This window comes from Variovorax sp. PBS-H4, from assembly GCF_901827205.1.
In the GTDB taxonomy this organism is placed as follows: domain Bacteria; phylum Pseudomonadota; class Gammaproteobacteria; order Burkholderiales; family Burkholderiaceae_C; genus Variovorax.
Window position 1 is genome coordinate 6,092,992 of the sequence record NZ_LR594675.1, and the last position, 24,718, is coordinate 6,117,709.

Annotated in this window: 24 protein-coding genes; 10 read left to right on the top strand and 14 right to left on the bottom strand. The window is 66.7% G+C overall.

All coding sequences use genetic code 11. From position 1 onward, the window contains the following. Positions 1 to 3: 3 nt before the first annotated feature. The 5 genes from ltnD to infA all read right to left on the bottom strand — a co-directional run bounded on the left by ltnD (position 4) and on the right by infA (position 3,412). Positions 4 to 900, bottom strand: coding sequence for an L-threonate dehydrogenase (gene ltnD, locus E5CHR_RS28985; RefSeq protein ID WP_162583219.1), 897 nt, complete (start codon positions 898 to 900; stop codon positions 4 to 6). Positions 901 to 1,129: 229 nt separating this feature from the next. Continuing rightward, positions 1,130 to 1,456, bottom strand: coding sequence for a hypothetical protein (locus E5CHR_RS28990; RefSeq protein WP_162583220.1), 327 nt, complete (start codon positions 1,454 to 1,456; stop codon positions 1,130 to 1,132). Positions 1,457 to 1,525: 69 nt separating this feature from the next. Beyond that, positions 1,526 to 1,696, bottom strand: coding sequence for a hypothetical protein (locus E5CHR_RS28995; protein WP_174255762.1), 171 nt, complete (start codon positions 1,694 to 1,696; stop codon positions 1,526 to 1,528). Positions 1,697 to 1,730: 34 nt separating this feature from the next. Further along, positions 1,731 to 3,137 (bottom strand): ATP-dependent RNA helicase DbpA, encoded by a 1,407-nt coding sequence (dbpA, locus tag E5CHR_RS29000; protein ID WP_232062229.1) that lies wholly within the window; start codon positions 3,135 to 3,137, stop codon positions 1,731 to 1,733. An 8-nt stretch (positions 3,138 to 3,145) separates the two neighbouring features. Next, entirely contained in the window at positions 3,146 to 3,412 is a 267-nt protein-coding gene (infA, locus tag E5CHR_RS29005; RefSeq protein WP_068679401.1) for a translation initiation factor IF-1, read from the bottom strand. Positions 3,413 to 3,848: 436 nt separating this feature from the next. Here infA and E5CHR_RS29010 point away from each other — a divergent pair, with 436 nt between their 5' ends. Then, positions 3,849 to 4,907, top strand: a complete 1,059-nt coding sequence (locus E5CHR_RS29010) for a S1C family serine protease (RefSeq protein ID WP_162583221.1) — start codon at positions 3,849 to 3,851, stop codon at positions 4,905 to 4,907. A 7-nt stretch (positions 4,908 to 4,914) separates the two neighbouring features. Here E5CHR_RS29010 and E5CHR_RS29015 read toward each other — a convergent pair whose 3' ends face one another. After that, the gene (locus tag E5CHR_RS29015; protein WP_162583222.1) at positions 4,915 to 5,973 is read right to left on the bottom strand and encodes a sugar phosphate isomerase/epimerase family protein; all 1,059 of its coding nucleotides are present in this window, start codon (positions 5,971 to 5,973) and stop codon (positions 4,915 to 4,917) included. Between the two features lie 168 nt (positions 5,974 to 6,141). Between E5CHR_RS29015 and E5CHR_RS29020 the strand changes: the two genes are divergently transcribed. Then, positions 6,142 to 7,023 carry a gamma-glutamyl-gamma-aminobutyrate hydrolase family protein gene (locus E5CHR_RS29020; protein ID WP_162583223.1) on the top strand — a complete coding sequence of 294 codons (882 nt, stop codon included), beginning with the start codon at positions 6,142 to 6,144 and terminating at the stop codon, positions 7,021 to 7,023. Here the strand turns inward: E5CHR_RS29020 and E5CHR_RS29025 are convergent. Further along, on the bottom strand, positions 7,020 to 7,202 hold the full coding sequence (locus E5CHR_RS29025; RefSeq protein ID WP_162577781.1) for a hypothetical protein: 183 nt from the start codon (positions 7,200 to 7,202) through the stop codon (positions 7,020 to 7,022). The two genes, E5CHR_RS29020 and E5CHR_RS29025, sit on opposite strands and share 4 nt — an antisense overlap. Positions 7,203 to 7,225: 23 nt before the next feature. Further along, positions 7,226 to 10,147 (bottom strand): DNA topoisomerase III, encoded by a 2,922-nt coding sequence (locus E5CHR_RS29030; RefSeq protein ID WP_162583224.1) that lies wholly within the window; start codon positions 10,145 to 10,147, stop codon positions 7,226 to 7,228. 139 nt (positions 10,148 to 10,286) lie between these two features. Here E5CHR_RS29030 and E5CHR_RS29035 point away from each other — a divergent pair, with 139 nt between their 5' ends. The 3 genes from E5CHR_RS29035 to E5CHR_RS29045 are packed head-to-tail and all read left to right on the top strand — an operon-like array spanning position 10,287 to position 11,847. Beyond that, positions 10,287 to 10,838 carry an SET domain-containing protein gene (locus E5CHR_RS29035; protein ID WP_162583225.1) on the top strand — a complete coding sequence of 184 codons (552 nt, stop codon included), beginning with the start codon at positions 10,287 to 10,289 and terminating at the stop codon, positions 10,836 to 10,838. A 2-nt stretch (positions 10,839 to 10,840) separates the two neighbouring features. After that, on the top strand, positions 10,841 to 11,638 hold the full coding sequence (locus E5CHR_RS29040; protein ID WP_162583226.1) for a biotin--[acetyl-CoA-carboxylase] ligase: 798 nt from the start codon (positions 10,841 to 10,843) through the stop codon (positions 11,636 to 11,638). Between the two features lie 2 nt (positions 11,639 to 11,640). Beyond that, positions 11,641 to 11,847: a sporulation protein gene (locus E5CHR_RS29045; protein WP_162583227.1), complete on the top strand. Its 207-nt coding sequence runs from the start codon at positions 11,641 to 11,643 to the stop codon at positions 11,845 to 11,847. Positions 11,848 to 11,913: 66 nt separating this feature from the next. Here E5CHR_RS29045 and E5CHR_RS29050 read toward each other — a convergent pair whose 3' ends face one another. Next, positions 11,914 to 13,731, bottom strand: a complete 1,818-nt coding sequence (locus E5CHR_RS29050; RefSeq protein WP_162583228.1) for a winged helix-turn-helix domain-containing protein — start codon at positions 13,729 to 13,731, stop codon at positions 11,914 to 11,916. A gap of 162 nt (positions 13,732 to 13,893) precedes the next feature. Between E5CHR_RS29050 and E5CHR_RS29055 the strand changes: the two genes are divergently transcribed. Together E5CHR_RS29055 and E5CHR_RS29060 are read left to right on the top strand one after the other, a co-directional pair. Further along, on the top strand, positions 13,894 to 15,006 hold the full coding sequence (locus E5CHR_RS29055) for a substrate-binding protein (protein WP_162583229.1): 1,113 nt from the start codon (positions 13,894 to 13,896) through the stop codon (positions 15,004 to 15,006). A 78-nt stretch (positions 15,007 to 15,084) separates the two neighbouring features. Continuing rightward, a complete protein-coding gene (locus tag E5CHR_RS29060) occupies positions 15,085 to 15,759 on the top strand; it encodes a glutathione S-transferase family protein (protein ID WP_162583230.1) in 675 nt (224 codons plus the stop codon). Positions 15,760 to 15,777: 18 nt separating this feature from the next. On the opposite strand, the gene E5CHR_RS29065 is transcribed toward E5CHR_RS29060, so the two are convergent. The 4 genes from E5CHR_RS29065 to E5CHR_RS29080 form a co-directional block, all read right to left on the bottom strand. Beyond that, entirely contained in the window at positions 15,778 to 17,925 is a 2,148-nt protein-coding gene (locus E5CHR_RS29065) for an adenylate/guanylate cyclase domain-containing protein (RefSeq protein WP_162583231.1), read from the bottom strand. 126 nt (positions 17,926 to 18,051) lie between these two features. After that, entirely contained in the window at positions 18,052 to 19,500 is a 1,449-nt protein-coding gene (locus E5CHR_RS29070; protein WP_162583232.1) for a sensor histidine kinase N-terminal domain-containing protein, read from the bottom strand. Between the two features lie 25 nt (positions 19,501 to 19,525). Next, positions 19,526 to 20,197, bottom strand: coding sequence for a response regulator (locus E5CHR_RS29075; protein ID WP_162583233.1), 672 nt, complete (start codon positions 20,195 to 20,197; stop codon positions 19,526 to 19,528). 57 nt (positions 20,198 to 20,254) lie between these two features. Continuing rightward, entirely contained in the window at positions 20,255 to 20,740 is a 486-nt protein-coding gene (locus E5CHR_RS29080; RefSeq protein ID WP_162583234.1) for a MarR family winged helix-turn-helix transcriptional regulator, read from the bottom strand. Between the two features lie 148 nt (positions 20,741 to 20,888). Here E5CHR_RS29080 and recA point away from each other — a divergent pair, with 148 nt between their 5' ends. Both recA and recX read left to right on the top strand, forming a co-directional pair. Further along, on the top strand, positions 20,889 to 21,956 hold the full coding sequence (gene recA, locus E5CHR_RS29085; RefSeq protein ID WP_162583235.1) for a recombinase RecA: 1,068 nt from the start codon (positions 20,889 to 20,891) through the stop codon (positions 21,954 to 21,956). Positions 21,957 to 21,965: 9 nt separating this feature from the next. After that, positions 21,966 to 22,415, top strand: coding sequence for a recombination regulator RecX (gene recX, locus E5CHR_RS29090; RefSeq protein WP_162583236.1), 450 nt, complete (start codon positions 21,966 to 21,968; stop codon positions 22,413 to 22,415). A gap of 10 nt (positions 22,416 to 22,425) precedes the next feature. On the opposite strand, the gene argC is transcribed toward recX, so the two are convergent. Next, complete coding sequence (gene argC / locus E5CHR_RS29095; protein ID WP_162583237.1) at positions 22,426 to 23,355, bottom strand: N-acetyl-gamma-glutamyl-phosphate reductase; 930 nt, start codon at positions 23,353 to 23,355, stop codon at positions 22,426 to 22,428. Between the two features lie 194 nt (positions 23,356 to 23,549). Between argC and sucC the strand changes: the two genes are divergently transcribed. After that, complete coding sequence (gene sucC, locus E5CHR_RS29100; RefSeq protein WP_162583238.1) at positions 23,550 to 24,716, top strand: ADP-forming succinate--CoA ligase subunit beta; 1,167 nt, start codon at positions 23,550 to 23,552, stop codon at positions 24,714 to 24,716. Positions 24,717 to 24,718: the final 2 nt, after the last annotated feature.

Genomic DNA, 24,718 nt, shown 5'->3' on the forward strand with positions numbered 1-24,718 from the left:
GTTCTAGTCGGTGTTGGAAGGCGAGGGCAGCTCGATGCCCGGAAAAATCTTGATCACGGCGCTGTCGTCCTCCCGGGCGAAGCCTGCGCTGGAGGCTTGCATGAACATCTGGTGCGCGGTGGATGCCAGCGGCAGCGGAAACTTGCTGGCCCGCGCGGTGTCGAGCACCAGGCCGAGGTCCTTGACGAAGATGTCGACCGCCGACAGCGGCGTGTAGTCGCCCGCCAGGACATGGGCCATGCGGTTCTCGAACATCCAGCTGTTGCCTGCGCTGTGCGTGATGACTTCGTACAGCGCCTCGGCGGCCACGCCCTCTCGCAGGCCCAGCGCCATGGCCTCGGCCGCGGCCGCGATATGCACGCCGGCCAGCAGCTGGTTGATGATCTTGACCTTGCTGCCGGCGCCGGCGCGGTCGCCCAGGCGGTAGACCTTTCCGGCCATGGCCTCGAGCAGCGCATCGGCCCTGGCGTAGGCCTCCGGCTTGGCCGAACTCATCACCGTCATCTGGCCGCTCGCGGCCTTGGCCGCGCCGCCCGAAATGGGCGCGTCGACGTAGTGGATGCCGGTGGTGCCGAGGCGCTCCTCGAGTGCGATCGACCAGTTCGGGTCCACGGTGGAGCACATCAAGAACACGCTGCCGGGCTTCATCGCGGCAGCCGCGCCCTGCTCGCCGAACAGCACGGCCTCGGTCTGCTCGGCGTTGACCACGACCGACACCAGCAGCTCGCATTCGGCTGCCACCTGCGCCGGCGTGGCCCACGCGACGCCGCCCTGCTCTGCAAACGCGATGGCGGCGCCTGGACGCGCATCGCACACATGCATCTCATAGCCCTTGCCGCGCAGCGTGGCGGCGATGCCCGCGCCCATGGCGCCCAGGCCGACGAGTCCTGCTTTTTTCATGGGGGTTCCAAAGGAGAGTGTCAGTGAAGGCTCGGTCTTTGCCGCCGGAGGCGCATGCTGGCAACTGCTCTTGTCCTGAGTCCCACCCGCGTGATAAGAGAATCGCCAGCGCGTGTCGCCGCTCGCGAAAGCCTGCTCAAGGGCGAAGTTTTCGCGCCAACCGGCTCGACGCCAGCAATCCGCTGCGTGCCGCCGCGCTGCACGTGCGCCTCGCCACGGCCTGCCGGGCTCAGCGGCCCGCGTGCGGGTGTTCGAAGGGCGCGCTGCTCCAGCCGAGCAGTTCGGCCAGCCGCCGGACGATCCACGTGGCTTCTGCCCCGGAGACGCCGGCCTCGGGCGTGCTCAGGCCGTCATGGATGCGCGTGAGGATCTCCGCTTCCAACGGTACCTCGACATGGTTCAGCACCTGCGCGTGGGAGACGAGGTGGTTGGCAAGGTCCTCGCAGACCTCGTAGCGGTCCCGCACCCTGGCAATCGGTTCGGTCAACCGCTGCCGCGCATCGGCATAGAGGGCGAAGAAGGAAGGCGGGATGTGGATCTGGTAATCGTCGGACATGCGCTGGTGGCCCCAAGAAAAACGCGCCCGTAGGCGCGTCGTTCGTGCAAAGGGAAGAACCAGTGGGGCTCAGCCGCCCTTCTTGGCGCGCTTGCCGGGGTTCTTCTTGCTGCGGGTTGCTGTACCGCGCTCCAGGCTCACCTTCTGGCCTCCGCCCATCCGGGGCAGGGTGTAGCCGGACATCGGAACGGGCTTGGGAGTGGCCTTGCGGTCGGCCTCGGTGCGGATCTTCTGGGTCATGAAAGGCTCGGTCAAAAAAGAAGGAAGGGCGACATTAGGCCACATCGAGCAGCCGAACCTTGACGGACCGGCCCTTGACGCGACCCGTTGAAAGCTTGTGCGCGGCCTCGCGCGCAATGCGCCGGTCGACCGCGACGTAGGTCGAGAATTCGTTGATGCTGATCTTGCCGACCTGATCGCGGGTGAAGCCGGCCTCGCCGGTCAATGCGCCCAGCACATCGCCGGCCCGGATCTTGTCCTTGCGGCCACCGGTGATCTGCAGCGTGGCCATGGGCGGCTGCAGGGGGCCGTCGGCCTTGCTCGCGGCGGCGGCCAGTTCGGCCAGCGGATGCCACTCCGAAACACGGCCCTGAAGCTGCTCGATTTTGCCGACGCGGCCCATCTCGTCCAGGCTGGCCAAGTTGAGCGCGAGGCCTTCGGCCCCGGCGCGGCCGGTGCGGCCGATGCGGTGGACATGGACCTCAGGGTCGGGCGTGACGTCGACGTTGATCACGGCCTCGAGCTGCGCGATGTCGAGCCCCCGCGCCGCGACGTCGGTGGCGACCAGCACCGAGCAGCTGCGGTTGGCGAACTGCACCAGCACCTGGTCGCGCTCGCGCTGCTCGAGCTCGCCGAACAGCGCGAGTGCGCTGAAGCCCTGGGCCTGGAGCACCTGGGCGAGGTCGCGGCATTGCTGCTTGGTGTTGCAGAAGGCCAGCGTGCTCTGCGGCCTGAAACTGTTCAGCAGCAGGCCGACGGCATGCAGCCGCTGGCTGTCTTCCACCTCGTACCAGCGCTGGCGGATCTTGCCTTCTTCATGCCGGGTCGATGCCACTGCGATCTGCTGCGGGTTCTTCATGAACTGGGCGGCGAGCCTGGCGATGCCTTCGGGATAGGTGGCGGAGAACAGCAGCGTCTGGCGCTCCTTCGGGCATTGGCGCACGACGGTCGCGATGTCGTCGAGGAAGCCCATGTCGAGCATGCGGTCGGCCTCGTCGAGCACCAGGGTGCCGAGTGCCTCGAGCCCGAGGCTGCCGCGCTCCAGGTGGTCGAGCACGCGGCCGGGCGTACCGACCACGACGTGCGCGCCGTGCGCGAGGCTGGACAGCTGGCCGCGCAGCGCCACGCCGCCGCACAGCGTGACCACCTTGATGTTCTCCTCGGCGCGTGCCAGGCGGCGGATCTCGGCGGTCACCTGGTCGGCCAGCTCGCGCGTCGGGCACAGCACCAGCGCTTGCACCTCGAAGCGGCGCGAGTCGAGCCGCGCCAGCAGGGGCAGCGCGAAGGCGGCGGTTTTGCCGCTGCCGGTCCTGGCCTGGGCGATAAGGTCCGCGCCGCCGAGCGCTGCCGGCAGGCTGGCCGCCTGGATCGGCGTCATCTGCAGGTAGCCGAGCTGACGCAGGTTCGCCAGCACGGGCGGCGAAAGCGGCAGCGTCGAAAAGTCGACGGCGGGACCGGTCACGTCGATGCTCAGCGACGCGGGCCGTTGTTGCCGCCGGTCGGCGGCGGGCCGCGACGCTCCAGGTGCCGGAAGGTGATCCGGCCCTTGGTCAGGTCGTAGGGCGAGAGCTCAAGCGAGACCTTGTCGCCAGCCAGGATGCGGATGTGATGCTTGCGCATCTTGCCGCCGCTGTAGGCGATCAGTTGGTGACCGTTGTCCAGGGTCACGCGATAACGCGAGTCGGGCAGCACTTCGGTGACCGCACCGTTCATTTCGATCAGTTCTTCCTTGGGCATGAGGACCTCTGAGGTTTGCGTGGATGATTGCGAATGGGCGCCTGCGCAAGGCGACACCGCCTTGCGCCTGAAAACAGTGAGAAGTGCGCAGGCCCGCCGGATCTGGCGCCCACCGGAGCGGACAGCGCGCTCTATTCGCTTCAATGAAGTACGAAGGCAGTGGCGGCATTCACGGGCACCCGGCCTGGCGCACCAACACACTGCGTGACCAGCCGAGAAAGAGCCTGAGGATTCCAGGTCGGCCGGGGAGTGACGAATGCTTCGTCGACTATCGAAGCGAACCCCACATTCTAACCGCTCTGGCATGACTGTTGCTCGACGCTGTCGCTGCCAGCACCAAAGCCCATGGGCCCGGAACGACATCGCGCAGCAGGCTTGCGAGGGCCCGGCCCCGGGGCGCACCATCGCGTCAACCATCGTTGCGAGGAGCGCGGCCATGAAAGATCCAGTATCGTCCCGGCGGCTCCAGTTGCTCGTCGCTGGGATCTTCTGGCTGCTCGTGCTGGCGGCCGTGCCCCTGGCCCTCGCCGCCACGCCGCCGCTGCCGGATGCTTCCTCGTCCCAAGTCCAGGCCCTGCAACGCGCAGGCGACGCGGTGGTGGCGCTCCGCGTCACCGCAACCGAGGGTGCAACCTCGGCCGAAAACCTGGGCGCGCGGCGCTCCGGCTCGGGTGTAGTGATCGGGCCGGACGGGCTGATCCTCACCATCGGCTACCTGTTGCTCGAGGCCGAGACTATCGAGGTCACGACGCAGGACGACCGCACCCTGCCCGCACGCCAGGTCGCTTATGACCTCGCGACCGGCTTCGGGCTGTTGCGGACGTTGGTGCCGTTGCGAGGCATCGCGCCGGTGCCGCTCGCGGGAGTCGACGGCCTGAGCCCCGGCGAGCCCCTGCTGGTTGCCACCGGTGGCGACAGCGGCACCGAAGTGGGCTTTACCGGGCTGGTGGCCGTGCGGCCCTTCACGGGCTACTGGGAGTACCACATCGAGTCGGCCCTCTTCACCAGTCCTCCGGTGCCCAACCACAGCGGGGCGCCCCTTTTCAACCGCAATGGCGAGCTGCTGGGCATCGGCAGCCTGCTCGTCCTCGAGACCGCCGAGGGCCAGGGGCAGCGGGTGATTCCGGGAAACATGTTCGTGCCCGTCGAGTTGCTGCGGCCGGTGCTGGACGAAATGCAGGCCACCGGCCGCAGCCGTGCAAGCATCCGGCCGTGGCTGGGCGTGTCGTCGTCGGAGCGCGACGGCCATGTCGAGATCGTGCGGGTCGACCGCCAGGGCCCGGCGCTTGCTGCCGGGCTCGAGCCGGGAGACGTGGTGCTGGAGGTGGACGGCATCCAGGTGGCCACGCTCGAGGCCTTCTACAAGCAGCTCTGGAAGCGCCCGGCGCCCGACGTCGAAGTGGAACTCACGGTGCAGCAGGGTTCGCAGACGCGCAAGGTGCGCGTTCATGCGGTGGACCGCATGAAGACGCTGCGCAAGCCTGCCGGAATCTAGGGCGGCCCTAGCTGCGGATGCCCAGCATCCGGCGGTTAGCCGCGCTGTCCACCGCATTGGCCGCAAAGTCGTCGAACGCCCGGTCGGCCACGCGGATGATGTGGTCGGCGATGAAATGCGCGCCCTCGCGCGCGCCGTCCTCCGGGTGCTTGAGGCAGCACTCCCATTCGAGCACGGCCCATCCGGGGAAGTCGTAGGCCGCCATTTTCGAGAAGATGGCCCCGAAATCGACTTGGCCGTCGCCCAGGGAGCGGAAGCGTCCGGCGCGGTCGATCCACGGCTGGAAGCCGCCGTAGACGCCTTGCTTGCCGTTCGGATTGAATTCCGCATCCTTCACATGGAAGATCTTGATGCGCTCGTGGTAATGGTCGATGTACGCAAGATAGTCGAGCTGTTGCAGCACGAAGTGGCTCGGGTCATAGAGCAGGCAGGCGCGCGGATGCTGGCCGACACGCGCCAGGAACATCTCGTAGCTCACGCCATCGTGGAGGTCCTCGCCAGGATGGATCTCGTAGCAGACATCGACGCCGACATTGTCGAAGGCGTTGAGGATCGGCAGCCAGCGCCGCGCGAGTTCATCGAATGCCTCCTCGATCAGCCCGGGCGGGCGTGGCGGCCAGGAATAGACATAGGGCCACGCCAGCGCGCCCGAGAAGGTGGCATGCGCGGTGAGCCCGAGATTCGCCGAAGCCTTGGCCGCAAGGTGCAGCTGCTCCACGGCCCAGGCCTGGCGCTTCGCCGGATCATTGCGCACCTCGGGGGCCGCAAAGCCATCGAAACCTGCGTCATAGGCCGGGTGCACCGCGACCAGCTGGCCCTGCAGGTGAGTCGAGAGTTCGGTAATCTGAATGCCGTGCCGTGCCAGCGTACCCTGGACCTCCTCGCAGTAGGTCTTGCTCTCCGCGGCCATGCGCAGGTTGAAGAGGCGGGCGTCCCAGCTCGGGATCTGCACACCCCTGTACCCCAGGCCGGCGGCCCAGCCCGCGATGGCGTCGAGTGAATCGAAGGGGGCGCTGTCGCCCGCGAACTGGGCCAGGAAGATGGCAGGTCCCTGGATGGTCTTCATTCGGTCACTCCTGTCTGTCGAGTCGCACGCAAAAAGAGGACGATCCTATCCCCGCGGCGGTGTCCGACGCAGGAGCGGGTGTGCTGTCCACGGCGAAGGTCTTTGGAACGTTTCACAATACTCTTACTGTTACCGAAGCCGCGGCGGCCCGCGCGGCGCTTGATCGCGATGCCACAAACCGTTTCCGGCCGATTGAAGATCGGCCTGTCCGCCTGCTTTTCCCACGCCGACCCGGCGCGCTCGCTGTTCACCAACAAGACGCTGCAGTACGTCGAGCAGTCGATCACCCACTGGCTGATGTCGGCCGGCGCCATGGTGGTCATGGTGCCCTGCCCCACAGGCGAAACTGCGCGCGGCGACACCAAACTCTCTCACTACGCCGAATGGCTCGACGGCGTCGTGATGCACGGCGGTGCCGACGTTTGGCCCGGCAGCTACGGCGAGGTGCCGCTGAAGGACGCCTGGGTTGGCGACCGCGTGCGCGACCTCTACGACCTGGCGCTGGTCGAGGCCTTCGAGGAGGCGGGCAAGCCCATCTTCGGCGTGTGCCGCGGCCTGCAGCTGATCAACGTGGCCTTCGGTGGAACGCTCTACCAGGACATCGAGGCACAGCATCCCAACGCACTGCGCCACCGCGACCCGGTGACCTACGACCAGAACTTCCACGAGATCGGCATCGCCCCCGGCTCGCGCCTGGCGAAGCTCTACCCGGGCATGGAGCGCGCGCGCGTCAACAGCATCCACCACCAGGGCGTGAAGGATCTCGCCCCGGGCTTCGAGGTTGAGGCCTGGAGCATTCCCGACCGTGTGCCCGAAGCCATACGCCGCAAGGACGGACGCGGCCGCAGCTACATCGCGGCGACCCAGTGGCATCCGGAATTCCACAAGTACGGCAGCACCGAAACTGTGGACGACACGGCCATCCTCGAAGACTTCCTCTGGGCCTGCGCGACCGCGAAGGTGAGCCCGAGGGGACCGCTGCGCACCGCCCCCGGCCGCATCCGCAACCGCGCGGCGCGGCTGCTGCGACAGGCGCTGCTGATGCGCTAGTCGCGCGACGAGCGGTTGCGCGTGCCGCTGACGGCCGCGTCGATGGTGCCGAACACCGTCACCCCGCTGCTGGTGCCGATGGTCGGGCGCTCGCCATCGGTGGCCCCGGACGGCGAGGCACACCCGGCGACAGACCCCAGCGCCACGATGAAGCACAAGGCACAAACGAGCTTTCTCACTGGATCTTCCTTTCGTCGGTTCGTCAGCTCAGGTGCTTGCCCACGATCCCTGCAATCTCGAACATCGTCACCTGGTCTTTGCCGAACACTGGCCTGAGCTTGGCGTCGGCGTTGATGGCCCGCTTGTTGGCCGCGTCCTGCAGGCCATGGGCCTTGATGTAATCCCACAGCTTCTTGATGACTTCGGTGCGCGCCACGGGTTCCGCGCCAATCACCGCCGCCAGGGCGCCGCTCGGCTTGAGACCTGCCGCCGGCTTGCGCGGTGCCTTGGGTACGGCGGCCTTCTTCGCCGCGGGTGTCTTCGCCTTGCTTGGTGAAGCCTTCTTCGCGGTCGCCGGCGGCGCCTTGCCAAAGCTCTTGCGTGCCGGAAATTTGCTGTCGCGTGGCTCGAACTCGAAAGTCACCTTGCCCTCCTCGGCATTCCAGGCGAGGAAGGCCTTGAAGGCCCGGCGCGTACGCATCGAGACGAACTTGTCGAGGAGATCGGTCTTGCCGGTGGCCAGCAGCTTCTCGATCTGCGCGCGCTCGATCGGCTGCTGCAGGATGATCTTGCCGGTCTTGAAGTCGCAGCTCGGCGTCGGCTGAGCCTCCGTGGGCACCGACTTCTCGCAGACGTAGTTGCTGGCGTTTTCGAACACGCGCGCACCGCACTTGGGACAAGGGCCGAGCGGGTGCTGGTCGCTGAAATCGACGATCTCGCCGGTCTCGGCGTTCTTGTCGTCGCCGAAGTCGAACTCCAGCTTCCAGTTCTTCGCCTCCTCGTCGTACTTGAGGATGATCTCGGAGGTGAAGGGCCAGCCGGCCTTGGAACGGAAGCCCTCCAGCGGGCCGATGTGCTTGTCGCGCAGCAATTGCTCGGCCTCCGCGACCTCGAAGGTGCGGCCGGCAGGGGACTTCCCGAAGGAGAAGCCGCACCCGTCCTGCCCCGGCTTGCCGGTGCAGGCATAGCGGCGGTAGTTCTCCTTCACCACGCCGCCGCAGTTCGGGCACGGCGTGGACAGGGTTGCGTAGTCTCCCGGCACGGTGTCGCGGTCGTATTCCTTGGCTTTCTTGACGATGTGCTCCGTCATCCGTGCGATCTCGCGCATGAACTCGGCGCGGCTGAGCTTGCCGTGCTCCATCTGCGCGAGCTTGTATTCCCACTCGCCGGTGAGCTCGGCCTTGGACAACTCCTCCACCCCCAGCCCGCGCAGGAGCGTCATGAGCTGAAAGGCCTTTGCGGTCGGGATCAGCTCGCGGCCCTCTCGCAGGATGTACTTCTCGGCCAACAGCCCTTCGATGATCGCTGCACGCGTGGCCGGCGTGCCCAGGCCTTTTTCCTGCATGGCTTCGCGCAGTTCGTCATCGTCGATGGTCTTGCCGGCGCCTTCCATCGCGCCGAGCAGCGTGGCTTCCGAGTAGCGCGCCGGTGGGCGGGTCTTGAGCGCCTTGAGCTCCGCCGAGTCGACCCGCACGATCTCGCCGGGCTTGACCGGCACGAGACGCTTGCCGTCCTCGTCGTCTTCCTTCTCGTCGTCCTGGGCTTCCTTGCCGTAGATCGCGAGCCAGCCCGGCTTGACCAGCACCTTGCCGTCGGTACGGAACGGGTATTTCTTGCCGCCCTGCTCCACCGTGCTGATGCGCGTGGTGACCTGGTATTCGGCACTCGGGAAGAACACCGAGAGAAAGCGCCGCACCACGAAGTCGTAGAGCTTCTGCTCGGCGTCCGACAGGCCGCTGGGCGCCTGCAGCGTGGGAATGATCGCAAAGTGGTCGCTGACCTTGGCGTTGTCGAAGATGCGCTTCGAAGGCTTCACATAGTTGTCGTCCAGCGCCTGCTTCGCAAAGGGCGCGAGGTGCTTCATGCCGCTGTTGGCGAGCATGCCCATCGTCTGCTTCACCACCGGCAGGTAGTCCTCGGGCAGCGCGCGCGAGTCGGTCCGCGGGTAAGTCAGTGCCTTGTGGCGCTCGTAGAGGCTTTGCGCCAGGGCCAGCGTGGTCTTGGCGCTGTAGCCGAAGCGGCTGTTGGCCTCGCGCTGCAGCGATGTCAGGTCGAACAGCAGGGGCGAGGCGGTGGTGGTGGGCTTGCTTTCCTCGGTGACGCTGGCCGGCCTGCCGCGTGCCGCGTCGGCGATCTCCCTGGCTTCGCGTTCGCTCCAGACGCGATCGGCCCGCTGCTCGGGATCGGCCAACCCGTCGGGTCCGGGCGGAGGCTTCTTCCAGGCCGGGTCGAACCACTTGCCGGGGTAGGTGCCGGCCTCGGCCACGAAGCTTCCGTGCACTTCCCAGTAGTCGCGGCTCACGAACTTGCGGATCTTTTCCTCGCGCTCGACCACCACCGACAACGTGGGTGTCTGTACCCGTCCCACGGTGGTGAGAAAGAAGCCACCATCGCGCGAGTTGAACGCGGTCATGGCCCGTGTGCCGTTGATGCCGACCAGCCAGTCGGCCTCCGAGCGCGAGCGCGCAGCGTCGGCCAGGCCCTGCATCTGCTGCTCGGTGCGCAGTTGCTCGAAGCCTTCGCGGATCGCCTGCGGCGTCATCGACTGCAGCCAGAGGCGCCTGACCGGCTTGCCCAGCGGCGCCTTGCCGCCCGCGTACTGCTCGATCAGGCGGAAGATCAGCTCGCCCTCGCGGCCGGCGTCGCAGGCATTGATGAGCTGCGTCACGTCCTTGCGCTTGGCCTGCTTCACCACTGCGTTGAGCCGGGTCTTGGTCTTGTCCACCGGCTTGAGGTCGAAGCGCGGCGGGATCACCGGCAGATTCGCGAAGCTCCACTTGCCGCGCTTGACGTCGAACTCCTCGGGCGCCTGGATCTCGACCAGGTGGCCGACGGCGCTGGTCACCACGTAGTGCTCGTTCTCGAAATGGTCCTCGTGCTTGTCGAACTTGCCAGCCACCGGCGTGAGCGCGCGCACGATGTCCTGCGCTACCGACGGCTTCTCTGCAATCACCAAAGTCTTCATCAACAGTTCCTCGTATCAGGCCGACGCCGGCCGCGATGACGGCAGTGCGGCAGCCTGGGCCCCACATCTACAATCTGCGGCTTCTCGCGTGCGCACGCGCACGCGCATGCGTACATATCTAAACTAACAGACTTCGGCGATGGCTTCCAAATCCCCCACAACCGGCGGGCGCCGCATCCAGACGCGACGCTCCGGCGTTCACGGCAACGGCGTGTTTGCCGTGCAGGACATTGCGGAAGGCGAGACGCTGATCGAGTACAAGGGCGAGCTGATCTCATGGAAGGAGGCGCTGCGGCGCCATCCGCATGATCCGTCCCAGCCCAATCACACGTTCTACTTTCACATCGATGACGAGCGCGTGATCGATGGCGGCGTCAAGGGCAATGCCGCGCGCTGGATCAACCATTCTTGCGAGCCCAATTGCGAAGCCGACGAACACAAGGGGCGGATCTTCATCAAGGCACTGCGCAACATCGCGGCCGGCGAGGAGCTCAGCTACGACTACGGCCTGATCATCGACGAGCCGATGACGAAGAAGCTGAAGTCCGAGTTCCCGTGTTGGTGTGGTTCCGACCAATGCCGCGGCACCTTGCTCGCGACCCAGGAAAACGAGAAGAAGGACAAGAACAAAAAGAAGAAGAAAAAGACCAAGAAGGCGAAGAAGGCAGGAAAGAAGGACAGCAAGCACTGACCATGGCCGCTCCCTGGTTTGAAGACGAGATCGCCGCCGCCGTGTCCCCGCTGCTGCAGGGGCTGGCGGTCGAGGTTGTCGACGAGATCGACTCGACCAGCACCGAGCTGATGCGGCGCGCCCGCGACGGCCGCGCGCAGCCGGTGCTGCTGGTCGCCCAGCGGCAGACCGCCGGCCGCGGGCGCATGGGCCGGCCCTGGCAGAGCGCGCAGGATGCGCGCGAGCCTGCCTCGCTCACCTTCTCGCTGGGCCTGCCGCTGATGCCGCGGGACTGGTCGGGGCTTTCGCTTGCGGTCGGCGTCAGCGTGGCGGAAAGCCTGGACCCATCGAACCAAGCGCGCATCGCGCTCAAGTGGCCCAACGACCTGTGGGTCGAGGACCGCAAGCTCGGCGGCATCCTGATCGAAACCGCTTTGCCCCAGGACGGCACGGCCGAGCGCTACCTGGTGATCGGGATCGGCATCAACATCGGAGCAAGAGACGCCACGGCCATGAGCGTTGCGCCGGCCTGGCTCACGCAATGGCGCCCCGAGGCAACGGCCTCCCAGCTGCTGCGCGAGATCGTACCGCCGCTGGTGGCTCACGTGCTGCTGTTCGGCGAGCGGGGCTTCGTGCCCTTCGCCGAGCGCTTCGCCGCGCGGGACGCCCTGCGCGGACGCGAGGTGCAGCTCAGCGACGGCACCGTCGGTCGTTGTGCCGGCGTCGGCTGGGGCGGCGAGTTGCTGGTGCAGTCCCCAGCGGGCATGAAGACGATCACCAGTGCCGAGGTCAGCGTGCGGCCCTCACCTTTGAACGAATAACGATGCGTCTGCGCGCGCTCGTGGTCCTCCTGCTCGTGGCGAACCTGCTTTATTTCGCCTGGGCGCGCGGCGGTCTCGCCATGTTCGGCATCGTGCCCGCGCGCCTCAGCCAAAGCGAGCCGGAGCGGCTGGCCCAGCAAATCCGGCCGCAGCTGCTGCAGATTCGCAAGGAAGAGAGCCCCGCCCCCGCGAGTTCGAGGGCGCCCTAGCAGGCTCCTGAACTCGTTCACTCGCAGGCTCCCGGGTCGGTGGAACCTCGCGCGATTGTCTCGCCGTCAAAACCCGAAGCTCTCCCGAGGCGCTCCCTTCGCCCGCTCACACGCCTGCCGAAAATCGTAGGGCACCTCGTCTGCGCAATCGGGCCACTGGCCGCTGGCGAGCCAGAATTCCACCAATCCCAGTCGCGCGCACAACCCCGGGAAGCGTCGGTCGTTGCGCAGCTCGGGCATGCTGGCCTGGAACAGCAGCGCGGTACGGTAGCCGTCAGGGCCCATGATGTCGGCGCTGGTCCCCACAGGACCCAGGCGCGCGCCCTCGGCAGCACGGAACGCCTCGTCGACCAGGCCCAGGTGCGCGGCGTAGACCAGACGCGCCACGTCCACACCCCCGGTGATCATCACGTGCGCCTCGAATTCGCTGCGCCAGGCGCCGATGTGCTCAGGTGTCGGGTCGCGCTTGGCGCGGACAAAAGGGATGGTGTCCTGGAACTCGCGCAGCGGGCGCGTGGCCGCGAGCGCGAGCAGGCGATCGACCGCCGCCCAATCCTGCAGGAAGGCATGGGCCCGCAGCAAACTCGAGATCGGAAAGCTCATCTCGGGGATGCGCGCCACAAGGGCTTCGTACACGGGCACCGCCTCGGCGACCTGTCCCGTGGCCATGCGGGCCAGCGCCACCAGGTTGGCCGACATCGGATCGAGCATGTCCAGGCGGTAGATGCGTTCGGCCTCGTCGAGGCTGGCACGCAGGCGGCCGGTCAGGCGCAGCAGCCAGCTGATGTAACGCCGGCCGTCGCCCGAGCCGGGCGCCTGGCGCAGCCGTTCGAGGAAGCCCTCCGCCTGGATGAACCGGCCGAAGGGCGGCATCACGAAACATCGCGCGAGGAGCGCGTCGTTGTTCTGCGGATCGAGCGCCAGCGCATGCGAGGCCTCGCGAACCGCGTGCCCGGCGCTGGCTGCCCGCTCGGCAAATGGCAGGTACATGTGCAGGAAGCTGCGCACGTAGGCGAGCCTCCCCCACGCCTCCACGAAGTGAGGTGCGCGCTGCGTCACCACCTCGAGCACGCCGACGCTGGTGCGCAGCTCGTCAGGGGCATAGGCTTTGGGGCTAGATCGCAGGTAAAGGTCGTAGAGCGCAGGATCGACTGAGCGCGTCGCAACACCGAAAAAGCCCTGGTCGAGTGCGCGCGCGATGCTTTCGGCGATGTCGTCCTGGACATCGAATATGCCTTCCAGCGCACGGTCATAGTGGTCGGACCACAGCGTCGTACCGGACGCGGCCTCCATGAGATGGGCGCTGATGCGTACCTGGCCGGCCGCGCGGCGGATCGAGCCGTCGAGTACGTAGGCGCAATGAAGGCGTTGCGCCGCCTCGGCCTTTCGTTCGCCACGGAACTGGAAGCTCGTGGTGCGGCTGATCACCCGCAGCTGGGTGCCGCGCGCGAGGCGCTGAATGATCTCTTCGCTGACACCATCGGAGAAGAACTGCATCTCCGGCTCGTTCGACAGGTTGTCGAAGGCGAGCACGGCGATCACGGGGCGCTCGCCCGCAGACGTCGGCTCGGCCGGCGAGGCGGGAGCGTCGTCGTCGAGCAGGGGCAACGTGAACCGGTAGCCGCGCCCCGCCACGGTGGCGATGGCGTCGGGCCCGAGAATCTTGCGCAGCGACGAAATCTGCACGGTGAGGTTGTTCTCCTCGACGACCGTGTCAGGCCAGACCCGAGCCAGCAGCTCGTCCTTGGCGACCACGCGGTCGCGCAGCTCGATCAGCGCCAGAAGCAGGTCGAACGCGCGCCCACCGAGCGGAACCGGCTGGCCAAAGGCCAGCAGGCGGCGCTCGGCCGGCCGCACTTCGAACCCCTTCGCCTTGAAGTCCAAGACCTGAGCGCCTCTCTTGCTTGTCGGGCCCGATTGTCGGGCCATGCGCGGGGCTTTAGCAACGTTTCACATCGCTTAAAGACGCCGCCGACCCCCGGCGCGCACAGTGCCTGCACCCCCATGACAGGGCCATACCCTCCACCATCCGCAAGGAGATCCATCGTGAGCCAAGCATCCATCAAGGTCGGCCTCGTCACCGACCAGACCGGCCCGCTGTCCTTCCTCGGCATTGCCAACGCCAACCTCGCCCGGCTGGTGGTCGACGAAATCAACGCCGGCGGCGGTCTGCTCGGGCGACCGATCGAGCTGATCACGGAAGACAGCGCCACCGATGACCAGGTGGCCGCCGTCAAGGCCGCCAAGCTGGTCCAGCGCGATCGGGTCGATGTGATCTTCGGCGGCATCTACAGCTCCACCCGCCAAGCGATCAAGGGCCCGGCCGTCGTGCAGGGGAAGAAGCTCTACATCTACCCGGAGCAGTACGAGGGCGAGGAGAGTGACCCGCTCATCTTCTGCACCGGCCCGGTGCCGGCGCAACAGGTTGATTCGCTGATCCCCTGGTTGATGAAGCACACCGATGCCCGCAGCTTCTATCTCCCCTCTGCGGACTACATCTGGCCGCACGTGATGAACAAGCGAGTGCGTGCCGCGGTCGCCGCGCACGGCGGCTCGATCGTCGGCGAAGAGTACTTCCCTGTCGATCAGGAGGACTACCGCAGCACGGTCGACAAGATCATGTCCAGCGGCGCGCAGGTGGTCTTCAACACGACGGTGCCGCCCGGCGTGGCGCCGTTCCTGCAGCAGCTGTACGAGGTCGGCTTCACGAAGCGCGCTGGCCGGATCGTGTGCCCGTACTTCGAGGAGAACTTTGCGAGCTTGCTGCCGCCCGAGCATGTCGAGGGGCTCTACAGCTGCCTGGACTACTACCAGGCCGTGAGCGACCCGTTCAGCATGGCGCTGCTGCGCCGCTACGACGAGCGGTTTCCGGGCAGCGCAAAGTTCACAGCGGGCAGCGCCAGCACGGGCCTGTATCGCGGGCTGAAGCTCTGGGAGGCGGCCGTGCAAGAGGCCGGCACGCTGGACCAGGCGGCAGTGATCCGCGCGCTCGACCACGCGCGCATCGCAGAAGGACCGGGCGGGGGCGCCGAAATGGTGCCCGGCCAGCATCACCTGCGGCTTACGATGTACATCGGCCAGGTGCGGTCGGGGCAGATGAAGGTCATCGAGAACCTCGGCGTGATAGATCCCAACGAGCGCGTACAGGGCGCGCAATGAGCCAAGCGCGGCCGCTCCGAAGGGGCTCGCACCGCAGTGCGCAGCACGGAGCTTGTCTGATGAACCAGGAGACCTGAGATGAAGCTCTACTACCACCCCGTTTCCACCGCGAGCCGGCCCGTGCTGCTCTTTGCTGCGGAGACCGGTATCGATCTCGACCTGAAGCTGGTCGATATTTTCAAGGGCGAGCACCTGCAGCCCGCGTATCGTGCGCTCAACCCGAATGCGCTGGTGCCGATGCTGGAGGACGGTGATTTCTGCCTCACCGAGAGCTCGGCGATCCTGAAATACCTGGCCGACAAGATCGACTCGCCGCTGTACCCGAAGGGCCTGCAGCAGCGGGCCCGCGTCAACGAACGCATGGACTGGTTCAACACCCAACTGAGCCGCGACTACTGCTTCGGCCTGGTGTTCGCGCAGCTGCTGCCGCACCACAAGCGGCGCAGCGACGAGGCGCAGGCCGGCACGGTGCAGTGGGGCCAGGAGCGCTCGAAGGTGTGGTTGCAAGTCCTCAACGACCACATCCTCGGCCCCGGGCACAACTACGTGTGCGGCGATGCGATCAGCATCGCGGACCATTTCGGCGCCGGACTGCTCACCTTGGGCGAGGTGATCGGTTGCGAATTCACTGACTATCCGTACGTGCAGGGCTGGCTGGCGCGCATCAAGGCGCTGAAGAGCTGGAAGTCGGTGAACGCCACGTTCGACGGGGTCGCCGCCGCGCACAAGGGCGAGTCGTTCGTGACCGTGTGAAGCGACGGACGCGGGCGCTCAGAAGCCAAAGTCTTCTTTTGGCACGGCCCGTGCCTGTTCGCACGCGCGCTGGAAGTCGTAGGGCACTTCGCTCGCGCAGTCGGGCCACTTGCCGCTCGTGAGCCAGAACTCGACGAGTCCGAGCCGCGCGCACAAGGGCGCGAAACGCCGGTCATTCCGCAGTTCGGGCATGCTGGCCTGGAACAGCAGCGCCGTGCGGTAGCCGTCCGGCCCCATGATGTCGTCGACACGGCCGGCCGGCCCGAGGCGTGCGGCGTCGGCGGCGTCGTAAGCCTCGTTCACCAGGCCCAGGTGGGCCGCGTACACGAGGCGTGACACGTCGACCCGGCCCGTCCGGCGAACATGCGCCCCGAGCTCTTCGCGCCACGCACCGATGTGCGCGGGCGAGGGGTCGCGCTTGGCACGGATGAACGGCAGCCCGTCCTGGAACTCGCGCAGCTGGCGCTGCTCGGCCAGCGCAAGCAGCCGGTCCACCGCGGCCCAATCGTGCTGGAACGCATGGGCTCGCATCAAGCTGGCCACCGGGAAGCTCATCGTGGGCATGCGCTCTACCAGTTCCTCGAACATCGGAATCGCTTCGGCAATATCGCCGGCCGCCATGCGAGCGAGGGCGAGGAGGTTGGCGGACATCGGATCCAGGATATCGAGCCGATAGGCATGTTCGGTAGCCGCCAGCGCCTCACGCATCCAGCCGAAGTGGCGCAGGGCCCAGCCGGTGTAGCGCTGCCCGTCGCCACTGCCAGGCGCGCGGCGCAGACGAACGAGTGCGGCATCGGCCTCGACGAAGTGCCCGAACGGCGCAATCACGAAGTACTGCGCGGCCAGGGCGTCGAGGTTCTGGGGATCGAGCGACAGCGCGCGCTCGGCTTCGCGGTTCACCTGTGCCGCGATGGCCGCGCGTTCGGCAAATGGTTGGTAGAAGCGCAGGAAGGCGCGCAGATAGGCCAGCCGCCCCCATGCCGCGGCGAACTGCGGTGCACGCGCAGTCACCAGTTCCAGCACCCCGACGTGCGTGCGAAGTTCGTCCGGCGCGAAGCCCTTGGGCCTCGATCGGAGATAGAGGTCATACACGGCCGGCTCCAGGGTCGGTGCCGGCGACCTGGCGAACGCCTGATCGAGTGCGCGGGCGATGTTCTCGGAGATCTCGTCCTGCACGGCGAAGATGTCTTCCAGCCCGCGGTCGAAGCGTTCCGACCATAGCGTGGTCTGTGATGCGGCCTCCATCAGGTGCGCGCTGATCCGTACACGCGCCGCTGCGCGGCGGATCGAGCCGTCGAGCACGTGGGTGCAATGCAAGGCGTTCGCCGCCTCGGCCTTGCGATCGCCGCGGAACTGGAAGCTCGACGTGCGGCCGATCACCTTGAGCTGGCTGCCACGCAATACGCGCTGAATGATCTCCTCGCTGACGCCGTCGGAGAAGAACTGCATCTCGGGGTCGTTGGACATGTTGTCGAACGCGAGCACGGCGAGCAGCGGCCCGGCGGACGGCGACGATTTGGTGGCCTGGCCGACCCGCTGCGCCTTCTCCGCGGTTTCAGGCGGCGTCAGCGCGTCAGCGCCAGGGGCCGCCACTTCGCAGACCTCCACCGGGTCGTCGACGCCGGCCATCCGGTAGGGCCCATGCACGGCCCATCGCAGCGCGGCCTCGTCGGCATGGCCGACCGCACCCCGGCGCGCGAAGTCGTAGGCTGTGCGCGTCATGAGGATGCGCCCCTGGTCGGCAAGCGACATTACGCGCGCGGCGATCGCCTTGGCCAGGCCCTCGACTTCCAGGGGCTTGGCGCCTCTCGCGATGTCGGCGGCCGCGTTCTCGCGCAGCACCACCTCGCCGAGATGAATGCCCACGCGCGAGGCGAGGGAAGTCTTCCATTCGGCACCGAGTTCGAGCAGCTGCATCTGGTAGGCGAGCGCGAAGCGCACCGCCTCGACGGGCCGCTCGAACAGCAGGAGGAAACCGTCGCTCTTGTCGATCTCGCGCCCGCCATGGGCAACGAGAAGATCACGCGCGATGCGGTCGTGGCGCGCCATCAACTCGGCCGCAGCGGCGTCGCCCAGGCGCTCGATCAGGTGGGTGCTGGCCACGAGGTCGCACAGCAGCAGCGCGCGAATCGCTGGGGAGGATGGGCCGGGTGCGAGAGTGGGCATGCGGAGTCCCTCGAACGAGACCACCGCGCGGTAGCCGCGTGAGGGCACATCATCGCACGGGGGAAGCCTGCCGGGTCATCAGCGCATGGTCATTGAGGGCGATTCGACGTGCGAGTCAGGTGTCTGTCAGGCCTGGCTGCGCTCGTTGGCGTCGAAGCGCAGGCTGAAGCGTGCGCCGGGCGGTTGCCGGCCGGGGTGTGCGTCTTCCAGGACCACCGTCGCATAGTGCTGCCGCGCAATCTCCAGCACGATCGGCAGGCCCAGGCCGGAGCCGTCGGCTTCGTTGCCGAGCACGCGGTAGAAGGGTTGGAACACCAGCTCGCGTTCGCTCTCGGCGATGCCGGGCCCGTTGTCCTCCACCTGCAGCACGATGATGCGGCCAAAGGGGTCGCCCAGCACACGCGCGGTGATGACGCCCGGGCGCCCGGGCACCGAGGGTGTGTAGTTGATCGCGTTGTCCACGAGGTTACGCACCAGTTCCTTGAGCAGCGTGGGGTTGCCTTCCAGCACCACGCCCGGCGCGCCTGCCTCCGCTCCGTCGTAGCCCAGGTCGATGCGCTTCTCGATGGCGCGCGGCACGGCCTCGCGGATCACCTCGATGGTGAGCTTCGCCAAATCGCAAGGCTGGCGCGCCACGGCCGCGCCGCTGCCCTCTGCGCGCGCCAGCGACAGCAGCTGGTTCACCGTGTGGGTCGCGCGCACGCTGGCCCGGCCGATCTGCTTGAGCGACTGCTTGAGCTCGTCGGCATTGGCCCCCTCGCGCTGCGCCAGGTCGGCTTGCATGCGCAGCCCTGCGAGTGGGGTCTTGAGCTGGTGCGCTGCATCGGCCAGGAAGCGCTTCTGCGTGCCAATGGATTCGTTGAGCTTGTTCAGTAGCTCGTTGACCGACAGCACCAGCGGGACCACCTCGAGCGGCACCGAGGACTCGTCCAGCGGGCTCAGGTCCCCGGGGCGGCGTTCGCGGATACGCGCCTCGATCACCGACAGCGGCTTGATGCCGCGCACCAGGGCCAGCCAGATCAGCAGCACCGCCAGCGGAAGGATCGCGAACTGCGGCAGCAGCACGCCCTTGATGATCTCGGTGGCAAGCACTGATTGCTTCTCGCGCGTCTCGGCCAGCTGCAGCAGGGCCGGTGGCGCGTCGCTGGTGCTGCCGGCGATCCACAGCGAAGCCACGCGCACCGGCTGGCCGTGGATGTCTCCGTCGTGCAGGTAGACCACGCCTGGCGCAGGCAGGTCGTCGGTGTTCGGTTGCGGCAGATCGGGCTCTCCGGCGAGCAGCCGGCCATCCCCGTCCTGCAGCTGGAAGTACACGTGATCCGCATCGTGCGCACGCAGGATCTCGCGCGCTGAAGGGGGCAGCACGAAGTGCTCGGCATGCTGCGACGCATCGACCAGCTTGGCCAGCGCGTGGATGTTGTATTGGAGCGTGCGGTCGAAGGGCGCGTTGGCGATGCCCTGCGCCACCAGCCAGGTCACGCCGATGCTGACCGGTACCAGCAGCAGGAGCGGCGTGAGCATCCAATCGAGGATCTCGCCGAAGAGGGAGCGCTGCGCGCGTTGGAAAAGCTTCACCGAGCGCCTTGGAAAGGAAAACGGATCAGGGGATCTTTTCGAGGCAATAGCCGAGGCCACGCACGGTGGCAATGTGGATCGGGCCCTTCTCGATCTTCTTGCGCAGGCGGTGGATGTAGACCTCAATCGCGTTGAGGCTGACCTCCTCGCCCCATTCGCACAGGCGCTCGACCAGCTGGTCCTTGCTCACCAGCCGGCCCGCGCGCTGCAGCAGCACCTCGAGCAAGCCCAGTTCGCGCGCCGACAATTCGACCATCTTGCCGTCGATGGTCGCCACCCGGCCGGCCTGGTCATAGACCAGAGGGCCGTGCTTGATGGCATTGCTGGTGGCGCCCATGCCGCGCCGGGTGAGGGCACGCACGCGCGCCTCGAGCTCCTGCAGCGAGAACGGCTTGGCCATGTAGTCGTCGGCGCCGTAGTCGAGGCCCTTGACTCTTTCCTCCACGCTGTCGGCCGCGGTCAGCACCAGCACGGGGAGTTGCGATCCACGGGCCCGCAGGCGCTTGAGAATTTCGAGGCCGTGCAGGTTGGGCAGGCCCAGGTCGAGGATCAGGAGGTCGAATTCGCTGTTGGTCATCAGCGCGGCGTCGGCTTGCGAGCCGGTGGCCACATGGTCCACCGCCGACCCTGATGTGCGCAGACTGCGCAGCAGCGCGTCGGCCAGCACCTGGTCGTCTTCCGCTATCAATATTCGCATGCCGTCTCCAGACATGGCGGGCTTGCGCGCGCCGCCGGACGTCTCCCCCACAGGATTTTAGGCGGCTGCATAGGCTTCGAGCCCAATGGAAACCACCGTGGCAATTTCGTCTCCGACGCTGGCGCGGAACTCGCGTTCGGCCTGCGCCACCGCCTTGCGGAAGGCCTCGAGCCAGGCAAGGCCGTCGGCAGTGAACAGCACGCGACGCGCCCGGGCATCGTGCGCGTCTGGACTCCGCGTCACCAGGCCCCAGGCCTCGCACTGGTCGACCAGCTTGCCCATCGCCTGCTTGGTCATGCCTGCGCGCACGGCGAGTTCGGTCAGCCGCGAGCCCTCGCGTGCCAGATGGCGCGTGATGTGGATGTGGGCAGCGCTCACCTGCGCGCGCGCTGCAAGGTTGGACAAGGCGAGCGGCACGTCGGCGTCGTGCGCCATGAGGGCGAGCACCCGTTCGTCGAAGCGGCGCATGGCATGGCCCAGCAGGCGCCCCAGATGCGTCTGGCGCCAGGTGTCGGGTTCGATCGGGAATGCAGGGGACGTCACCGGCTGTCAATAGTAAGCCAAACTGACCAAAAAATAGCCTTATTTGAACTCATCGACCTCTACACTACTGTTCAGGCATCCAGGCTGTCATTAAAAGCAGCTTGAATAAATACCTCTACAAACCATTGATCCTCCAGGAGATTTCCACATGGACGCACTCGTCAAAGGCAGCAGCATCTCGGTCGCAGGCAGCGAAAAAGCCAAGGCCCTTCAGGCCGCCCTGGCCCAGATTGAAAAGCAGTTCGGCAAGGGCACCATCATGCGGCTGGGCGAAGGCGAGGCGCTGGAGGACATCCAGGTGGTCTCCACCGGCTCGTTGGGCCTGGACATCGCACTGGGCGTCGGCGGCCTCCCGCGTGGCCGCGTGATCGAGATCTACGGGCCGGAATCCTCGGGTAAGACCACGCTCACGCTGCAGGTCATCGCCCAGATGCAGAAACAAGCCGGCACCTGCGCCTTCGTCGATGCCGAGCACGCGCTGGACGTTCAGTACGCGCAGAAGCTGGGCGTGAACCTGTCCGACCTGCTGATCAGCCAGCCCGACACCGGCGAGCAGGCTCTGGAGATCGTCGATTCGCTGGTGCGCTCGGGAGCGGTCGACCTGATCGTCGTCGACTCGGTGGCCGCGCTCACGCCCAAGGCTGAAATCGAGGGCGAAATGGGCGATTCGCTGCCCGGACTGCAGGCGCGTCTCATGAGCCAGGCGCTGCGCAAGCTCACCGCCACCATCAAGAAGACCAACTGCATGGTCATCTTCATCAACCAGATCCGCATGAAGATCGGCGTGATGTTCGGCTCACCCGAGACCACCACCGGCGGAAATGCGCTGAAGTTCTACGCCTCGGTGCGCCTGGACATTCGCCGCATCGGCACCATCAAGAAGGGCGACGAGGCGATCGGCAACGAGACCAAGGTCAAGGTGGTGAAGAACAAGGTCTCGCCGCCCTTCAAGACGGCCGAGTTCGACATCCTGTTCGGCGAGGGCATCAGCCGCGAGGGCGAAATCATCGACATGGGCGTGACCGCCAAGATCGTTGACAAATCGGGCGCCTGGTACGCCTACAACGGCGAGAAGATCGGGCAAGGCCGGGACAACGCGCGCGAGTTCCTGCGCGAGAACCCGACGCTTTCGCGAGAAATCGAAAACAAGGTACGCGAATCGCTAGGTATTCCGCTCTTGCCCGAGGACGCGGGCGAAGGCACAACCGGGGCTTGACCACCGGCGATGGCTACCAGTGCTCCTTCCCTCAAGGGCCGTGCACTGCGCCTGCTCAGTCAGCGCGAGCATTCCCGCAGCGAACTCGAGCGCAAGCTGGCGAAGTACGAGGAAGAGCCCGGCTCGCTGGCGCGCGCACTCGACGAGCTAACCGCCAAGGACTTCATCAGCGAAGCGAGGGTGGTGCAGTCGGTGTTGCACCAGCGTGCGGCTCGTCACGGCGCGGCGCGCGTGCGCCAGGAACTGCTGCACAAGGGTGTCACGCCGGAGGCGGTGGCCGAAGCCGTGGCCAGCCTTGCGGAAGGCGAGCTCGACCGGGCGCGCGGCGTCTGGCGGCAGCGCTTCGGCACGCCGCCGCAAACCGCGGGCGAGCGGGCCCGGCAGATTCGCTTCATGTTGGCGCGCGGCTTCGCCGCGGGCATGGTGGCCAAGGTGATGCGCGAGGACTTCGACGAATGAGGGCCTGAACTCAGAGGCCCAGCATCAGCTTCAGGTTCTGCACCGCCGCGCCGCTGGCGCCCTTGCCCAGGTTGTCAAGGCGGGCGATGACGACCGCATGGCGGTGGTCCTCGTTCGGAAACACGCGAATTTCGAGGTCGTTGGTGTCGTTCAGCGCCAACGCGTCGAGTTTGCCGTCATCTGTGGGCGGCAGCACCTTCACGAAATGCTCGGGCGTGTTGCTCTTCGCGTAGTGCGCCGCCAGCGCCTCCTGCAGATCGCCGGCCTTCGGCTTGCCGGGGAGATCTTCCAGATGCAGCGGCAGCTGCACCAGCATGCCCTGCTTGAAGTTGCCCACGGAAGGGATGAACACAGGCCGGCGGCTCAGGCCGGTGTACTTCATGATTTCGGGGATGTGCTTGTGCTTGAGGCCCAACGCATAGGTCTCGAACAGCGGCGCTTCGCCCTTCTCGTAGGCCTCGATCATGGTGCGACCGCCGCCCGAGTAACCGCTGACGGAGGGCAGGGCGATCGCATGGTCGGCGGGCAGCAGACCGGCGTCGATGAGCGGGCGGACGATGGCGATGGCGCCGGTCGCATAGCAGCCGGGATTGGCCACGCGTTCGGCCTTGGCCACAGCGTCCTTCTGGCCGGCCACCAGCTCGGGAAAGCCGAAGACCCAGCCGGCCGCAGTGCGATGCGCCGTCGAGGCGTCGATGATCTTGGGGCGGCGACGCTGGCCTTCGAGCTGGTCGATGAGCGCAACGGATTCACGCGCCGCGTCGTCGTGCAGGCAGAGCACCACCAGGTCGGCCCCCGCCATCAGTTCGCGCTTGGCAGTCACGTCCTTGCGCAGCTCCGGGGCGATGCTCACGAGTTCGACCTGCGGCATCTTCTGCAGCCGCTCGCGGATCTGGAGGCCGGTGGTGCCGGCCTCGCCGTCGATGAAGACCTTGGGCATGGTGAAAGCCTCGGATTGCCTGAGAAGGCCGTAAGAAAAAACTACGTAGTCGCCACAGCGGCCGCTCGCCGTTGGTGCGGCGCACCATGATACAGTCGCCTGCTGTCCTCCGCCCGGCCACCCCGGCGCGCCGTGGCCCGAGGGCAACACGAAATCTCCTGTTCTCAAACCCCTCGTCCCCGAGAGACACCCTCATGAAGATTCACGAGTACCAAGGCAAGGAAATTCTTGCCAAGTTCGGCGTGCCTGTGCCGCGAGGCATTCCGGCATACACGGTTCAGGAGGCGGTCGAGGCCGCCCAGAAGCTCGGCGGCCCCGTGTGGGTGGTCAAGGCCCAGATCCATGCCGGTGGCCGCGGCAAGGGTGGCGGCGTGAAGGTCGCCAAGAGCATCGACGACGTCAAGAAGCTCGCCGGCGAGATCCTCGGCATGCAGCTCAAGACGCATCAAACCGGCCCCGAAGGCCAGAAGGTCCGGCGCCTCTACATCGAGGATGGCGCCGACATCCAGAAGGAGTACTACGTCTCTGCGGTGACCGACCGCGCGACGCAGAAGGTCGCCTTCATCGCGTCCAGCGAAGGCGGCATGGACATCGAGGAAGTGGCGCACTCCTCGCCCGAGAAGATCATCACCGTCTATGCCGATCCCAAGGACGGCCTGACCGACGCGCAGGCCCGCCAGATTGCCGACGGCATCGGCATTCCCGCCGACTCGACCGCACAGGCTGTGGACGTGTTCAAGAAGCTCTACACCTGCTACATGGAAACCGACGCTTCTTTGGTGGAGATCAACCCGCTGAACCGCGACGGCAAGGGCAACATCGTGGCGCTGGACGCCAAGTTCAACTTCGACAGCAATGCGCTGTACCGCCACCCCGAGATCGTGGCCCTGCGCGACCTTGACGAGGAAGACCCGGCCGAAATCGAGGCCAGCAAGTTCGATCTCGCCTACATCAGCCTCGACGGCAACATCGGCTGCCTGGTAAACGGCGCCGGCCTTGCGATGGCCACCATGGACACCATCAAGCTGTTCGGCGGCGAGCCGGCCAACTTCCTCGACGTGGGCGGCGGCGCCACCCCCGAGAAGGTGACCGAGGCCTTCAAGATCATGCTGAAGAACAAGAACGTGAAGGCCATCCTGGTCAACATCTTCGGCGGCATCATGAAGTGCGACACCATCGCCACCGGCGTGATCGCTGCCTGCAAGGCGGTCAACCTGCAGGTGCCGCTGGTGGTGCGCATGAAGGGAACCAACGAAGCCGAAGGCAAGAAGCTGCTGGCCGACTCGGGCCTCCCGATCATCAGCGCGGACACCATGGCGGAAGCGGCCCAGAAGGTCGTCGCAGCGGTCAAAGCGGCCTAAGG